The sequence below is a fragment of the Pseudarthrobacter quantipunctorum genome (assembly GCF_045291495.1).
Lineage (GTDB): Bacteria > Actinomycetota > Actinomycetes > Actinomycetales > Micrococcaceae > Arthrobacter > Arthrobacter quantipunctorum.
Genome location: NZ_CP148033.1, coordinates 4,014,585 through 4,028,741, shown reverse-complemented (window position 1 = coordinate 4,028,741; position 14,157 = coordinate 4,014,585). Strand labels below are relative to the sequence as shown.

General features: G+C 66.7%; 16 protein-coding genes. 6 read left to right on the top strand and 10 right to left on the bottom strand.

Features of this window, described 5'->3' with window-relative positions; genetic code table 11:
* Positions 1 to 49 precede the first annotated feature (49 nt).
* Both WHH00_RS18385 and WHH00_RS18380 read left to right on the top strand, forming a co-directional pair.
* A complete protein-coding gene (locus WHH00_RS18385) occupies positions 50 to 1,438 on the top strand; it encodes a flavin monoamine oxidase family protein (protein WP_406638686.1) in 1,389 nt (462 codons plus the stop codon).
* Between the two features lie 110 nt (positions 1,439 to 1,548).
* Complete coding sequence (locus WHH00_RS18380) at positions 1,549 to 2,031, top strand: pyridoxamine 5'-phosphate oxidase family protein (protein WP_406635056.1); 483 nt, start codon at positions 1,549 to 1,551, stop codon at positions 2,029 to 2,031.
* A gap of 68 nt (positions 2,032 to 2,099) precedes the next feature.
* On the opposite strand, the gene WHH00_RS18375 is transcribed toward WHH00_RS18380, so the two are convergent.
* Both WHH00_RS18375 and WHH00_RS18370 read right to left on the bottom strand, forming a co-directional pair.
* Complete coding sequence (locus tag WHH00_RS18375; protein WP_406635054.1) at positions 2,100 to 2,708, bottom strand: DUF6919 domain-containing protein; 609 nt, start codon at positions 2,706 to 2,708, stop codon at positions 2,100 to 2,102.
* Positions 2,709 to 2,768: 60 nt separating this feature from the next.
* Positions 2,769 to 3,371, bottom strand: coding sequence for a hypothetical protein (locus WHH00_RS18370; protein ID WP_406635052.1), 603 nt, complete (start codon positions 3,369 to 3,371; stop codon positions 2,769 to 2,771).
* Positions 3,372 to 3,526: 155 nt separating this feature from the next.
* Between WHH00_RS18370 and WHH00_RS18365 the strand changes: the two genes are divergently transcribed.
* On the top strand, positions 3,527 to 3,907 hold the full coding sequence (locus tag WHH00_RS18365; RefSeq protein WP_406635050.1) for a VOC family protein: 381 nt from the start codon (positions 3,527 to 3,529) through the stop codon (positions 3,905 to 3,907).
* 91 nt (positions 3,908 to 3,998) lie between these two features.
* Here WHH00_RS18365 and WHH00_RS18360 read toward each other — a convergent pair whose 3' ends face one another.
* Complete coding sequence (locus WHH00_RS18360) at positions 3,999 to 4,403, bottom strand: DUF5997 family protein (protein ID WP_104186612.1); 405 nt, start codon at positions 4,401 to 4,403, stop codon at positions 3,999 to 4,001.
* On the opposite strand from WHH00_RS18360, the gene WHH00_RS18355 reads away from it, so the two are divergent.
* The gene (locus tag WHH00_RS18355; RefSeq protein WP_406638684.1) at positions 4,402 to 5,208 is read left to right on the top strand and encodes a LysR family substrate-binding domain-containing protein; all 807 of its coding nucleotides are present in this window, start codon (positions 4,402 to 4,404) and stop codon (positions 5,206 to 5,208) included. The genes WHH00_RS18360 and WHH00_RS18355 overlap by 2 nt on opposite strands.
* A 180-nt stretch (positions 5,209 to 5,388) precedes the next feature.
* Here the strand turns inward: WHH00_RS18355 and WHH00_RS18350 are convergent, their stop codons facing one another.
* From WHH00_RS18350 to WHH00_RS18340, 3 genes are read right to left on the bottom strand one after another with little or no spacing between them, the layout of a single operon-like run.
* Positions 5,389 to 6,051: a DUF3618 domain-containing protein gene (locus tag WHH00_RS18350; RefSeq protein WP_406635048.1), complete on the bottom strand. Its 663-nt coding sequence runs from the start codon at positions 6,049 to 6,051 to the stop codon at positions 5,389 to 5,391.
* Positions 6,048 to 6,479 carry a phage holin family protein gene (locus tag WHH00_RS18345; RefSeq protein ID WP_406635046.1) on the bottom strand — a complete coding sequence of 144 codons (432 nt, stop codon included), beginning with the start codon at positions 6,477 to 6,479 and terminating at the stop codon, positions 6,048 to 6,050. Before WHH00_RS18345 ends, WHH00_RS18350 begins: the two co-directional genes overlap by 4 nt.
* A complete protein-coding gene (locus WHH00_RS18340) occupies positions 6,476 to 7,333 on the bottom strand; it encodes a hypothetical protein (protein ID WP_406635044.1) in 858 nt (285 codons plus the stop codon). The genes WHH00_RS18345 and WHH00_RS18340 overlap by 4 nt, the downstream gene beginning before the upstream one ends.
* 307 nt (positions 7,334 to 7,640) lie before the next feature.
* Between WHH00_RS18340 and WHH00_RS18335 the strand changes: the two genes are divergently transcribed.
* Positions 7,641 to 8,171 carry a MarR family winged helix-turn-helix transcriptional regulator gene (locus WHH00_RS18335; RefSeq protein WP_400516875.1) on the top strand — a complete coding sequence of 177 codons (531 nt, stop codon included), beginning with the start codon at positions 7,641 to 7,643 and terminating at the stop codon, positions 8,169 to 8,171.
* Positions 8,172 to 8,246: 75 nt separating this feature from the next.
* On the opposite strand, the gene WHH00_RS18330 is transcribed toward WHH00_RS18335, so the two are convergent.
* Complete coding sequence (locus tag WHH00_RS18330) at positions 8,247 to 8,582, bottom strand: hypothetical protein (RefSeq protein WP_406635042.1); 336 nt, start codon at positions 8,580 to 8,582, stop codon at positions 8,247 to 8,249.
* Between the two features lie 30 nt (positions 8,583 to 8,612).
* Positions 8,613 to 9,869 carry a D-arabinono-1,4-lactone oxidase gene (locus tag WHH00_RS18325; RefSeq protein WP_406638682.1) on the bottom strand — a complete coding sequence of 419 codons (1,257 nt, stop codon included), beginning with the start codon at positions 9,867 to 9,869 and terminating at the stop codon, positions 8,613 to 8,615.
* Between the two features lie 155 nt (positions 9,870 to 10,024).
* On the opposite strand from WHH00_RS18325, the gene WHH00_RS18320 reads away from it, so the two are divergent.
* Complete coding sequence (locus tag WHH00_RS18320) at positions 10,025 to 11,314, top strand: glycoside hydrolase family 27 protein (RefSeq protein ID WP_406635040.1); 1,290 nt, start codon at positions 10,025 to 10,027, stop codon at positions 11,312 to 11,314.
* Here WHH00_RS18320 and WHH00_RS18315 read toward each other — a convergent pair.
* A complete protein-coding gene (locus tag WHH00_RS18315) occupies positions 11,234 to 13,042 on the bottom strand; it encodes an amidase (RefSeq protein ID WP_406635038.1) in 1,809 nt (602 codons plus the stop codon). The two genes, WHH00_RS18320 and WHH00_RS18315, sit on opposite strands and share 81 nt — an antisense overlap.
* Positions 13,039 to 14,142: an agmatine/peptidylarginine deiminase gene (locus WHH00_RS18310; RefSeq protein WP_406635036.1), complete on the bottom strand. Its 1,104-nt coding sequence runs from the start codon at positions 14,140 to 14,142 to the stop codon at positions 13,039 to 13,041. The genes WHH00_RS18315 and WHH00_RS18310 overlap by 4 nt, the downstream gene beginning before the upstream one ends.
* Positions 14,143 to 14,157: the final 15 nt, after the last annotated feature.

Genomic DNA, 14,157 nt, shown 5'->3' with positions numbered 1-14,157 from the left:
CGTTCATTTAGTGGTTCCCGTCACCTGGCAGGACCAAAGAGAGGACATCATGCTGAACCTGAACCGCGACGTCGTGGTCGTTGGAGCCGGACCGTCCGGGCTCACCGCAGCCCGTGAACTGAAGAAGGCCGGCCTCACCGTTGCCGTGCTTGAGGCGCGGAACCGCGTGGGCGGCCGGACCTGGACCGGCACGGTTGACGGCGCAATGCTGGAGATCGGCGGCCAATGGGTCTCGCCGGACCAGACCGTGCTCCTGGAACTCCTGGAGGAATTGGGCCTGCAGACGTACCCCAGGTACCGGGAGGGTGAGTCGATGTATATCGGCGCGGACGGTGTCCCTGTGCGCTATGCCGGTGATTCGTTCCCCGTGGACCCTGATACGCAGGCCGAAATGGACAAGCTGACCGCACTGCTGGACGGGCTTGCAGCAGAAATCGGCGCAACCGAGCCGTGGGCGCACCCGAAGGCGCGTGAGCTGGACACTATCTCCTTCCACCACTGGCTGCGGCAGCACTCGTCCAACGAGGAAGCATGCAACAACATCGGCCTCTTCATTGCCGGCGGCATGCTTACCAAGCCGGCGCACGCGTTCTCCGCCCTGCAGGCCGTGCTGATGGCGGCCTCGGCAGGGTCCTTCACCCACCTCACCGATGAAGACTTCATCCTGGACCGGCGCGTGGTAGGCGGAATGCAGCAGGTCTCCCTGCTGCTCGCGCAGGAACTGGGGGACGACGTCGTCCTTAACTCCCCGGTACGCACCATCAACTGGGAGCCGGATGCCGAAGGGCACCGCGTCACCGTGGTCTCTGACGGGGCAACCGTCAACGCGCGCTACGTGATTATGGCCGTGCCCCCCAACCTCTATTCACGCGTCTCCTTCAACCCGCCGTTGCCGCGCCGCCAGCACCAGATGCACCAGCACCAGTCGCTGGGCCTGGTCATTAAGGTCCATGCCGTCTACAGCCGCCCGTTCTGGCGGAACTCCGGCCTGTCCGGCACCTGCTTCGGCGCCGGATCCCTGGTCCAGGAGGTATACGACAACACCAACTTCGGCGACGCCAGGGGCACCCTGGTGGGGTTCGTCTCGGATGAAAAGGCCGACGCCGTCTTCGAGTTGGGTGCCGGGGAGCGCAAGCGCGCCATCCTGGAGTCCATCGCAGGGTTCCTGGGCGCCGAGGCGCTGGAACCCGAGGTCTACTACGAGTCGGACTGGGGTTCGGAGGAATGGACCCGCGGCGCATATGCCTCCAGCTACGACCTCGGCGGCCTGCACCGCTACGGCAAGGACCAGCACGCCCCGGTGGGGCCCATCTATTGGTCCTCATCGGACCTGGCCGCCGAAGGCTACCAGCACGTTGACGGAGCCATCCGGATGGGCCGGCACACCGCAGCCCGGATCATGGAAGTGGCGCGCGTGGCTGTCCCTGCCGGAGCCTGACCGGTTTTCAGCGCACGGCGGACAGGACCTCCCGGGCTGGAAAATAAGCATGCTTACCAATAGGCTGGCCGGAGGGGAGTTCCCCCGCAAGCAGACCAACGAGGTGAGATATGACTGACACTGAGAGCATCAGCAAGGTTACGGACATCATCAACGATTCCCGCATCGGAATGTTGACCACCATCAACGAAGAAGGCGCCCTCGTGAGCCGGCCGCTGGCTGTCCAGGATGTAAAGGACGACGGCGACATGTGGTTCTTCACGGGCCTTGGCACCTCGCAGGTGGCGCATGTCCGGGCGGACCCCCGCGTGAACGTCTCCTTTGGCAAGAACACCGAATGGGTTTCTGTGGCGGGAACGGCGCAGGTTGTCACTGACCGGGAGAAGATCCGCGAGATGTGGAACCAGGCGGTTGAAGCCTGGTTCCCGGATGGGCCGGATACCCCCGAGGTGTGCCTGCTCCGCATCGACTCAGACTCGGCGGAATACTGGACCAGCCCTGGCGGTACCGCTGCCACGGTGCTCCAGTGGGTCAAGTCCAAGGTCACCCACAGCCGGATGAGCGTCGGCGAGAGCGGCACGGTGGACCTGTAGGATCTGCCGGCCGGATGGAATTGCAGGGGCGGGGCGGCTGAGGCCGCCCCGCCCCTGGCGTTGTGCCGTTATCCGGGTTCCACCGCTGAGAGGGCGGCCAGGACCTCCGGGAGCAGCATCTCGTTCCGGCCCCAGACGGGGTCGAAAACCTCCACATACCAGGAGTCGGCGAGCAGCAGCGCCAGGGACTCGTTGGTTTCGTCCGCCCAATCGCGGATCTGTTCCTCGTCCACCGGATTCTCGCTGGAGCCCAGCACCGTGGTGACTTCAGTTCCTGCCAGCGTCACCGGGATTGCGGCGCTGCTGGCCTCGCCGGGAGCGTGGGCCACCGTGACCAGTTCCGTGCGGGCGGACAGGCCGATCAGGGCCGAGGCAGCGGCCGCGGAGCAAAACCCCGTTACGTACTGCCGTTGGGCCGCCGGGCCCAGGCGGAGGCCGGGCTGGGACTCCTTGGTGAAGAGCCCGTGGCGGTTCAACTCCGCGAGGGAGGCTGCGATTGGCCGGGTTTCACCGTCGAATCCGGGGGCGAAGGTTCCGGGCTGGTACTGGCTCGCCCCTTCCAGCCAGCGGGCCGTCAGTTCCCCGGCCGCAGCCAGGGTGGTGGCCTGCCGCCAGACGCCGCGGTCCTCGAGCCTTCGGCCGAACTGGTCATGGGTTGGCAACTCCTGGGGATCCATCATTGGATGCTATCGCCGCCGGGTTCCCTCTTCCATGGCAGGCGACACAGCGGGTAACGTCTAGGCCTGCTCCGCCGGGACGCCTGCTGCCCGCTCGGCAGCGGCAAGGGTGGCACCAAGGCTGGTGACGGCGTCGGGATATCCCTGGTGGGGCGCGCCACGCAGCTCGTCAGCCTGCCTCATGGCCTTGATGAGGGCTGAGGTTTCGGGGGTCCGGACATCCGTCAGCGCCGGATACTCAATGGAGCAGGCCGGATCCAGCTCATAGCGCCGCCACCGGGCGATCAGTTCGTCATGCCGGGCCTGGGCTGCAAGGTGGGCGGACTCGAGCGCCCGGTAGTCATGGCGCGCGGTACGCCGCGCGAGGTATTTCGGCGTCCAGAGGTAGGCGGCCACGCCTGCGGCAACGCCCGCGCCTCCCAGGAACAGGCCCGTCCACGGTGAGATCAGGGTGGGGATGAGCAGGGCGGGAACAGCAACGGCTGACCCCAGGAACAGGTCCCAGAACAGCTGGTCCGAACGCTCAGTTGGGCCGCTCCCGCCGGCAAGCGCGCGCCGCCGGACCACAAAGATGGTGGCCGCAACGCTGGCAACCAGCACCGGGCCGCAGAGCAGCAGGGCCCAGGCTCCCTGGACCAGTCCCTCGAAGAATCCTTCCCCCATGGCGGACACCTGACTTCCAGCGCATGCCCGGGCCGCGGAATCCCGGGCTGGTCATTCCATTCCACCCCGTTCCCGGGAGCGGGTCAATGGTGCAGGCATGCAGTCCCGGAACAGGTGCCCTTTCAGGTGGACGGAACGCCACGTACCGTGGGTCCATGAGACTCAAAATGTGCAGCATCCACGTCAAGGACCCCGCCGCCGCCCATGCCTTCTACACAGGAACCCTGGGCTTCGAGACGCTGATGGTCATGCCCGAGCACAATCTGTACATCATCAAGGACCCCGGCTCGGACGCCGGTTCAGTGGGACTGCTCCTGGAGCCCAGTGACAACCCGATCGGCGCCGCTTACATGAATGCCGTGCACGACGCCGGCCTCCCGGCTATCGTCTTCGGCGTGCCGGACGTGCGCGCGGAGTACGAGCGGCTGGTGGCGGCAGGGGTCAGCTTCAAGGGTGAGCCGGCGGAGGACCCGTCCGGGATCAGCGCGGTGTTCGACGACGGCTGCGGCAACTTCATCCAGCTGCACCAGGACTGAGGGTTCACGGGACATAACAGAGGCTTGTTCGCAGATCCCAACCGTCAAGGTCCGGATCCGCGAACAAGCCCCTGATGCGGCTTGGGCGGGCCTACTCGGCCTTGGCGCGGGCCTTCTTGGCGTCCTTCTTCGCGGATTCTTCCTTGACGCGCTGCGCCTCGGCCCGGACGGCGGCGTGCGTTGCCCGCTCGGTGACCAGCCACTGCGGCGGAGCCTGCAGGAGCGCGGTGATTTCCGCCGTCGTCAGCGCATCCTCAACGCCGCCGCGCGCCAGGCCGCTGATGGAAACGTTCAGTTTCTGGGCCACCACCGGGCGGGGGTGCGGGCCGTTGCGGCGGAGCTCGGCAAGCCACTCCGGCGGGTTGGCCTGCAGTTCGGCGAACTCGGCGCGGGTGATGGTTGAATCCTGGAACTCCTGGGGTGTTGCGGGCAGGTAGATGCCAAGTTTCTTGGCAACAGTGGCCGGCTTCATGGACTGGGAGTTTGCAGAGGTCATGCTTCAAGGGTATCCGGGCGGACGGTACTGTGAAGACGTGCCCTCCCACGACATCCCCCAGACAACCGGTCCCGGTGACCAGGACCAGCCTGCCGGGCAGGCGGACGACGCCGCGCCCCGCACGCTCCGCATCGCGTATGTGGCCGGGGTAACCCCGGGCAAATGGATCCGGCGGTGGGAAGAACGGATGCCCGACGTTCCGCTGCAGGCGTTCATGTCCGACGACGGCGCCCAGGTTGCGGTGCTCCGCGAGGGTTCCGCGGACCTCAGCTTCGTCCGGCTTCCCGTGGAACGCGAAGGCCTCAGCGTCATTCCGCTGTACGAGGAGCAGCCGGTGGTGGTGGCGCCCAAGGGGCATGAGATTTCCGTGTTCGAGGAGGTGGCCCTGGCGGACCTGGAACAGGAATCCTTCCTCGACGTGGCTGCGCTCGGAGGCCCGGAGCCCGCCCTGCAGGTGGTGGCCACGGGCGCCGGGCTGGCCATCCTCCCCATGTCCGTTGCCCGGCACTTCAACGTCAAGGACACCGTGGCGCGGCGGCTCACCGGCGCTCCCGGCACGGAAATCGCCGTGGCGTGGGCCTCGGATTCAACGGATGAAGTGATTGAGGAGTTCATCGGGATTGTCCGCGGACGGACGGCGCAGAGCTCCCGCCAGCCGTCGGCCCAGCCGGTGAAAACCAAAAAGGAACCAAAACCGGACCGCAGGGGCACCGGAGCCAAGAAGGCGCCCAAGGTTGCCCAGCGGTACGCCCCGAACCCGGACAAGGGGCGGGGCAAGGGTTCGCGAAAGAAGGGCAAACGGTAGCTGTTTCGCACCCAATTTTTAGTGCCGGACGTTCAGTGCCGGATGCCGGATGCCGGATGCCGGATGCTGGCGGCGGCGAAGGCCAGTGCTTTCCGTGCAAGCAGGATTAACGGCGTTAACGGCAACAGGCCGGCTCCAAGGAGAGCCGGCCTGTTGCTGCCTAGATATACCTAGGTGCTCCTAGGTGTTCTTGACGTGGCCTGCGGCGTCGGTGGCGTGGTCTTTGACGTCGGTGGCTGCGTGTTGGCCTTCGGCTTTGACGTTCTGGGCGGCGTCGGTGGCGGTGGCCTTGACGTTTTCCATGGCTTCCTGGGCTGGTTCCTTGAGGTCCTGGACCATGTCCTTGGCGGCGTCGGTGACCTGGGTGGCCAGGGGCTGGGCTGCGGTTTTGAGCTGGTCCGCGGCTTCGCGTTCCTTCTGGCTGGCCGGGATCAGGGAGGAGATCAGCATACCGGCGCCGAACGCGATCAGGCCCGCGGCCAAGGGGTTGCCCTGGGTTTTGGCTTTGACCTGGTCCGGTGCGTTGGAGATCGCTGTTCCGGCGTCACCGAGCTTCGCCGCGGCGGTGTCCTTGGCCCCGTGCAGGGTGTCACCGGTGGAGTGCAGGGCGTTGCCGGTGTGCCCGGCTCCGCTGTGCATGGTGTCCTGGACACGGGTGGTGGTGTGGTCTGCTGCGCCCATGATTTTCTCCTTGACCCCGCTGACCGCGTCCTTCACTTTGTCGGTCTGGCGGTGGACGATGTTTGAGGGGGTGACTTTGTCCGCCACGGCGTCGACGTTGGTGCCCAGGCGTGCGCGGGTGGCTTCTATGTCTGAACGGATTGCGTCCGGGTTATCGCTCATCGGTTTACCTCACCTGGTTTTAGGGTTGGGGGTATTTCGGACAGGGTTTCGCCGGTCTGGGGCAGGCCCTTGATCTGTTTGAGTTCCTTGCGGCCGATCGAGGCCAGGACCGCGGCGATGATGCCCCAGATCACGGCGACGATCAGCGCGGCCCAGCCCAGCGGCATCAGGGCGCCGAGGGCGAACATCAGGCCCAGGGACAGGAAGAGAAGGACGAAGTGTCCTGCCACGCCTGCCCCGGCGAGCATGCCAGAGCCCTTGCCGGCCTTCGTGGCCGACTGCTTCAGCTCGGCCTTTGCCAGCTCGACTTCCTGGCGCATAAGCGTGGACAGGTCACGGGTCACATCCCCGAGCAGCTCACCCAGCGAGGCATTATCCGCCTTCTGGTGCGCCGCGCTCGGAGCCGGTTCCGGAATCGAACTACTCACAGCTGACGTCCTTCCGATGAGCGGTAACCGCCGTCGGTGCTGCGGTAGGAGCCGTCCTCGTCCCGATAGGGGTCATCCTCGAACCGGAGGGGAGTGTCCTCAGCCGTGCCGGAGGGCAGGGAAGTGGTGGATACCGGAGCGCCGGCGCCCACAACAGGCTCGCTGTAGAGGTCGTCATTTCCGGCTGCGTACACCGTCTCCTGGTGGAGGGGTGCAACCGGCTGGGGCTGCACGGACCGCTGCGACGGCGAACCATATGCGGCGCCGCGGGAATCCGGCGCGCCTGCGGTCAGGCCGCGGGTGAGCCGGCCGGCCAGGACTCCGGCGCCTGCGGCCAGCAGCAGGAAGGTGCCGGGGTTGTTGCGCGCGAACCTCTGGACTTCACCGAGAATGTCTCCGGGCTGCTTGTTCTCCAGCCAGGAGGCCACGGAGTCGGTGGTGCCGGCAGCCTGGCGGATCAGGTCGCTTGCCATGCCCTGCTGCTCCGGTGCGTCTGCCATGCTGTGCAGCTGGCTGGAAATAGTGCGGATGCCTTCAGCGGCCTTCTGCTGCTGGGTGCCAGCCTGGCTGGTCAAGCCGGACTTCGCCTGGTGCAGGAGGTCCTGCGCGCTGGACTTAGCCTCGGAGGCCACGTGCGCGGCTTCTTCCTTGGCGGTCTGCGCTACGTTCTGGGCTGACGATGCGGCGTGGCCGGCAACGTTCGAAGCCTCCTCCTTCGCCGCCTGGCTCTTGGAGGTGCCGGCAGAACCCGCAGCGGGTGCCGTGCCGAAAGTGTCGTCGGCGCCTGCTGTGTTCACACCATAGGGCTCGGTGTTTGCAGTGCCGGGGGTCTGGGGCCATTGGTTCTCTGTCATCGGGCTCTCTTTCCTGAAGGGTCAGCTGGCGATCAAGAACCAGCAACGCTGGCTAGTAGTAAGCATGGTTACTAATTAGATACTAAGCACACTTCCCTTTTGATGCGCAAGGGGCTTCGTCCAATAAGCCGTTCAGGGGCGGGCGGGAGGCTTTGGGTGAAGCGGCCCGGGCGGCGCTGGAGGCCGGGCGGATAGTAAGCCTACTTGCGAACCGGATGCTAAGCATGCTTATTGTAGAGAACGTAGCGACGCAACAAAAGGTGAATAACACCCTGCACTTCGCCACCCACAGGAAGGCCACGGCCCGATGACCAGCAACCTCGATCCAGATGCCCGCACCAGCTACCGCCTGATTTCCGTGGCGGCCAGGCTGGTGCAACGGCGCCAGGACGACGCCCTGGCGCACTTGGGCCTTACCCGGGCGGCAGTGATAGCCCTTGAAGGCCTGGCCGGCGGGCCCCTGAACCAGGAACAGCTCGCCGAAGCTATACGGGTACAGAGCCAGACGTTAGGACGTGTCCTGCTTCGGCTGGAGGGTGCGGGCTACATCACCAGGACGCGCCAGTCCGCCGACCGCAGGCAGTTCAAGGTGGAGCTTACGGAATCAGGGGCAGCCATCCTGGAAGCTGCCCGCCGGGAAGAAATCAATGCCTACCCTGACGATCCGAGCATCGGCTGGAAGGTCCTGAGCGAGGAGCTGGCAAAATTCGTGAGCGCCCTCCCTGCGGGCCGGAGCCACGAGGTGGTCCCCTTCGCTCCGCCCGAGCACCGTTCTGCGAGACGCCCCCAGGACACCCGGGGATCCGCCTTTCGCGGCATGGACGAGTCCGGCCACTGAGGTTGACCGGTTGGGTTGCGCCGCTCCGCGCGCTTGGGCTGGCGCTAAATTAGCCGGCCGGCCTATGCCGGTCTGCTAAGCCGCGCAGGCATCCTTGAGTGCTTGGACGGACTCTGCCGGCACTTCGTCCCCGGCCTCTGCAATCTGGCGCAACGGCGTCGTAATTTCCGCCGGGACGCCTGCAGTGGAGGCTGCCGAGACAAGACCCGCGAGCAGCTGCTTGTCCTCAACGCTGACCAGGCCGTCCTGCACAACGGCGCAGATCTGGCGGTTCACCTCGGCAGCGCCGGCCGTTGCCACCTTCGAGGCGGCGTCGCTGACGGCGTTGCCCGCCGCCTCCTCAACGGCACCACAGCCGGAAAGGAGCAGGAGCAGGGGAGCGGCGGACAGGACTGCGAGGCGGCGGTTCATCAGCCCAGCCTATCGGGTGGGCACAACGTGCTACCGCGCGCTGGCCGCCGGTACCCCCAGGATGCTGTCCAGCAGCCCGTTCCGGAACTTGCCGTCCGGATCGTGCGCCGACGCCAGTGAACGGAAGTCGGCGAAGCGGGGGTACAGCGCTTCCCAGTCGTGCCCTGCGGGGGAGAAGAGCTTTCCCCAATGCGGACGGGCCCCGAAGGGCCTCAGCAGATCCTCGAGCTCCGGCAGGACCGCTTCCACGTCGGGCTGCAGCGGCCTCCACGTAAAGTGCAGGGCGACGCTCTGTTGCCGGTAGAAGGGGCTGAGCCAGAACCCGTCCGCGGCACCGGTTCGGATCTCCGAAACAAAAAGCAGCGGCGCGAGCTTGTCCGCGAGTCCGCGGACTGCCTCAATGGCGGCCGGGGCATGCTCCAGCGGGAGGATGAACTCGCTCTGCAGCTCCTCACCCTTGCTCGGCGTGAATTCGTGGCGGAAGTGGGGAAGGCGGTCCAGCCACCGGCCGGGTTCGTCCAACTGCACTGTGCAGTTTTCCGCGGACATGTCCGGCAGTGGGTGCCGGGGCCGCACGGCAGCGGTGGCACCGAACAGCCCGTCCAGGGGCGGCTCCGAGTCCAGGGCCTTGAGCCAGACCTGGCTGATGGAATCCCCGGCATAGTCCGTGAAAAGGCTGACGCTGTAGGCGCTGGACACGAGTTCGCGGAAGCTGCCCAGCGCCTGGTCCCACGGCAGGTTCTCCAGAACGCGCTGGCGCATCCGGAAGCTCGGCTGGACGGCGAGTTCCAGGCCGGTCACGATCCCCAAGGCGCCGAGTCCCACCACGCTGGCCAGGAATTCGTCGCCATCGGCGCGGGTGAGGGAAACCTGTTCGCCGGACGGCCGCACGAGGTCGATCGACTGGACGGCTCCCGCCAGGGACTGGTTGTTGACGCCGGAGCCGTGCGTTCCGGTCTGGACTGCGCCCGCCACGGAGATGTGCGGGAGTGACGCGAGATTATGAATGGCGGCGCCGGACTGCTCCAGGGCGCGGCACAGTTCCCCGTAGCTGACGCCGCCGCTGACCCGCACCGTGGTGCGGTCCGGGGAGAGTTCGATCCGCTGGGGCAGCGCATCCAGCAGCACATGCACGCCGTCGGTGTCGCCCACCCGGTTGAACGAGTGCCGCGATCCAAGGGCCTTGACCCGGCCGGCACCGGCCACGATTCCGGCAAGTTCTTCCACGGAAGTTGGCCGCCGGACCTCCGCGGAGGCGTAGTCAAGGTTCCCTGCCCAGTTCTTCATCGAGTCGGCTTTCCGGTTGGAGGTGCAAATTGGCTCCCTCAACTGTCAGCGCTAACAATCGGGCTGTCAAGGCGCGTTCACGCTGCCGGACGGACTGGTCCAACGCATGCCGTGCCGCGCTGGCACTTCTCTTTCTATCGTTGTAAATTTGCGGGATGACGCGTGCGGGCACCCCCCCGATGGGCTGGAACAGCTGGGACTGCTACGGCACGTCCGTAACCGAGGAGGAGGTTCTGGCAAACGCCGCGTTCATGGCCAGGCACCTTCTGCCCTCTGGTTGGGACACCGTGGTGGTGGACATCCAGTGGTACGAGCCCGGCGCCCGGGCCGGAGGGTATAACGACGGCGCGGAACTGGAACTGGACCCGTACGGCCGGCAGCTCCCGGCGCCTAACAGGTTCCCGTCGGCCGCCAGTGGCCCCGGCTTCAAACCGCTCGCGGACCGGATCCACGGCCTGGGCCTCAAATTCGGCCTGCACATCATGCGCGGCATCCCCCGCCAGGCGGTGCGGGATGCCCTCCCAATTGAAGGGACGAATGCCACCGCGGACCAGGTGGCTGACACGTCCTCCGTCTGCGAGTGGAATACGGACAATTTCGGCCTGGACCACGGCCACCCCGGCGCCCAGGCCTACTACGATTCCCAGCTGCGGCTCTTCGCTTCCTGGGGCGTGGATTTCATCAAGGCAGATGACATGCTGGGCCCCTACTTCGCCGAGGAGATCGCGGCCTACCGCCGCGCGATCGACCGCAGCGGCAGGGACATGGTCCTCAGCCTGTCGCCTGGCAGGGCCCTGTCCCTGGCACACCTTGAGCATTTGCGCACCAATGCTGACATGTGGCGGGTTTCGGACGACCTCTGGGACAGCTGGGAGGATGTGGAGGCGCAGTTTGCCCGGATGGCACGCTGGGCTCCCCACCAGCGGCCCGGGAGTTGGGCGGACGCGGACATGCTGCCGGTGGGGCGGATCGCGCTGCGGGCCGAGCGGGGGCCTGCCCGGCTCACGCGCCTGACGCCTGACGAGCAAAGGACCATGCTCTCCCTCTGGTGCATCAGCCGTTCCCCGCTTATGCTCGGCTGCGACCTGCCGTCGTCACCGCCGGAAACCCTCGATCTGCTGACCAACCGCGATGTCCTTGACGTGCTCGCGGCGAGCCGAAACAACCGCGAACTGCTGCGGGACGGGCACCTGGTGCTGTGGACAGCGGAAAGTACGACGACGGAGGACAGGTTCGCGGCAGTGTTCAACACCGGGATGGTTGGGTTGGCTCGGACACTGCCGCTCGCGGACCTTGGCCTTCCGGGTCCGGGCAGCTGGACAGCCCGGGAGGCGTGGAGCGGGGCCGGCGCCCGGCTCACCGGCCTATACGGCGCCCCCGCCCTGGCGGTGGATCCGCCTGCCCACGGCGTGCAGTTCTTCCGCTTCTCCCGTACCCGGGGTTAGCTCCCCCGGGATGGGGGGTGTGGTGCGGGGCGGCGGGACCCGGCGGCTGCCGGTGGCTTCGAACGCGGCAGCGAGCGTTAGCAGGACTGTATCGCTGTACGCCCTGCCCGCGAACGTCAGGCCGACGGGCATGGCGGTGTCCGCGGCAAGTCCCATGGGTACCGTCACGGTGGGGATTCCCAGATGCCTGGGAACCAGGTTGCCGTTGGACACCCAGACGCCGTTGCGCCACGCCAGGTCTGCCGAGCGCTCATTGCGGTCAGCATCGGCGGGCCCGATGTCGGCAGCGGCGGGGAAGATCACGGCGTCGAGGCCCAGGCCGTCCATCCACTGTTCAAGGTCAACCCGGCGGGTTTCCTCCAGCCCGCGCAGCCCCTCAGCCAGGTGGGGTATCGCACCCAGTTCAGGCACGCCGTTCTTCCGGATCCATGCGGGGTAGTCGCTGATGTCGTCGTCGAACCCGTGATACCTGTCCGGCAGTGAGCCGTCCGGCGCGGGGAAGACGGCTGCGCCGTCCACGTCGGCCAGCCGGCAGAGGCCCGGGTCCCCGTTGGCGTCCAGGAAGTCGTTCCAGGCCCAGGCCGAGAGGTCAACGATTTCCCTGCGAAGGTAGCCGGGGGACACCAGACCCCTGGTCGAAATGCTGGGGGCTCCGGGGCGGTCGCCTTCGTAGTTGGACACCACGGGAAAATCCACCTCGATGACGTGGGCTCCCGCGGCCTCGAGGTCGCGTCGTGCTGCCTCCCAGAGATCGATGATCGAGTCGCTGGTATGTATGCGCTGCCCGGTGGGTCCGCCAATCCCCGGAGCAGGGGCTGTACCGGCTTCGGGGTCAGCGTTGATGTACATGCGCGGGACCCCTAAGCGCTTGCCGGCCAGGACGCGAACGGCTGCGGCCCGGTCCGGTGAGGCCAGCTCCAGGTAGGAAGCAGGGCGCACCTCGGATGCCTTGGGCAGTTCGACCCATGGCTGCATCCGCCAGAAGTCCCCGCGGGTCTCCGCATCATCAGCTACTACAACATCCAGGACCTCCAGGAGGTCCGCCATGGTGCGGGTGTGCGGCACCACCACGTCCATGGTGGGCACCAGCGGCCAGTTGCCGCGGACCGAGATGACGCCTCGGGACGGCGTGTAGGCGCAGAGCGCGTTGTTCGACGCCGGGGCCCGGCCGGACGACCAGGTCTCCTCCGCGAGCCCGAACGCGGCGAAGCTGGCTGCGGTGGCAGTTCCGGAACCATTCGAGGATCCCGAGGCGAAGGCCGCGGTGAGGTATCCGGCGTTGTAGGGGCTTTCGGCGCGGCCATATACGCCGCGCTGCATACCTCCGTTGGCCATTGGAGGCATGTTGGTCAGTCCAATCAGGACGGCTCCGCCCGCGCGCAGGCGCTCGATGGTGAAGGCATCTTTCCGTGCCACGAGGTCCTTGAAGGCCGGCGACCCCGCGGCCACGGTAAGGCCCCGGACCAGGTAGCTGTCCTTGGCCGTGTAGGGAATTCCGTCCAGGGGTCCGAGTGTTGAATCCCGGGCCCGGCGTGCGTCCGAAGCCCTCGCTTCGGCCAGGGCGTCCGGGTTCATCACCACCAGCGAGTTCAGGTGTATGCCGGAAGAGTCATACTTTGCGATCCGCTGCAGGTAGTGGTGCACCAGCTCCTCGCTGGTGGTCCGTCCGGCCTCCAGGGCCGTTCGGAGCTCGCGGATCCCTGCTTCCACAACACTGAACGCGCTCATGCCGGCCCATCCTGCCGCCGGGCCGGAGCCGGCTGCTGCTGGGTGATGCAGTGGATGCCGCCGCCAAAGGCGAAGATGTCGCGGGCGTCCACCAGTTCCACGGCCCGTCCCGGATAGGCGCGCTGGAGGATGCCGGCGGCGATCGAGTCGTTCGGATCATCGAAGCTGCACAGCACCACCACGTTGTTGGCCACATAGTGGTTGATGTAGGACCAGTCCACGAACCCTTCGTCGTCCTTGAGGGCCGTGGGGGCTGGAACATCGATGATACGCAGCGGCCGGCCCTGGGCATCGGTCTGCCCAGCAAGGGCTTCCCGGAGTTCCCGGTAAACCTCATGGTCGGGATGCGCCGGGTTATCCTGCCGGTGCAGGAGGATGGTGCCGGGCCCGGCGAAGGCGGCCACGATGTCCACATGTCCGCGGGTGCCGAATTCGTCGTAGTCGCGGGTAAGCCCGCGCGGCAGCCATATGGCCTTGGTGGTGCCCAGGGCTGCATGGATGTGGGCCTCGACGGATTCCTTGGTGGCGCCCGGGTTGCGTCCCGGATCCAGTTGGACCGTCTCCGTCAACAGCACCGTTCCCTCACCGTCCACATGGAACCCGCCGCCCTCGTTAACCAGGGCGCTGGACATGGCCGGAACTCCGGCCTGCCCGGCAACTGCGCGGGCCACGTCCCGGTCCTTGTCCCAGGCGGCCCATCCTTGCGCGCCCCAGCCGTTGAAGACCCAGTCGACGGCGGCGAGCGAACCATCCGGTTGGTGTACGAAGGTAGGTCCGCTGTCCCGGATCCAGGCGTCGTCGAGCGGGACTTCAACCACGGTGATTCCCTCGCCAAGCCACTGCTTGGCGGCGGTGGCGTCCCGGGGATCGGCCACCACAGTGACGGGTTCGTAGCGGGAAATGGTGCGGGCAACGCTCGCCCACGCCGCGCGGGCGAGGTCCAGCGTGGAGCTTCCCACCGGACCGAACGTCCCGTTGGGCGGTGGAAAAGCCATCCACGTCCGGTGGTGGCTTTCCCATTCGGCAGGCATGTGGCTGCCAGCTTCGGCGGTGGCAACGGTGCCGGGAGAGAAGTAAGGAGAGGAATAAATGAACGACATTCATTTATTATGGAG